At 50.0% G+C, this 240-nt stretch carries 1 rRNA gene; it reads left to right on the top strand.

The annotated features are described in order from the left end of the window. Nucleotides 1-143: 143 nt before the first annotated feature. Nucleotides 144-237 (top strand): 5S ribosomal RNA (rrf, locus tag MM194_RS21890). The last annotated feature ends 3 nt before the right edge of the window (nucleotides 238-240 follow it).

Raw genomic sequence — 240 nt, 5'->3', positions numbered from 1 at the left:
GTGAGGCTTAACCATACAACACCCAAGAAGTGTTTCTGGCCTTGTAGCAAATACCAAGCGAACTACTTAAAAAATTCAGTGATAGCGACAGCCATTAAGGCCAAGTCGTTATACACGTCAGCTTTCCGAGATTGAAGTTTTTGCCTGGCGGCCATAGCGCCGTGGAACCACCTGATCCCATGCCGAACTCAGAAGTGAAACGCGGTAGCGCCGATGGTAGTGTGGCATTCGCCATGCGAG

The sequence above is a fragment of the Aeromonas sp. MR16 genome, assembly GCF_022549315.1.
GTDB classification, from domain to species: domain Bacteria; phylum Pseudomonadota; class Gammaproteobacteria; order Enterobacterales; family Aeromonadaceae; genus Aeromonas; species Aeromonas aquatica.
The sequence above is the reverse complement of the archived record's forward strand: the minus strand, read 5'-3'. Positions and strand labels throughout refer to the sequence as shown.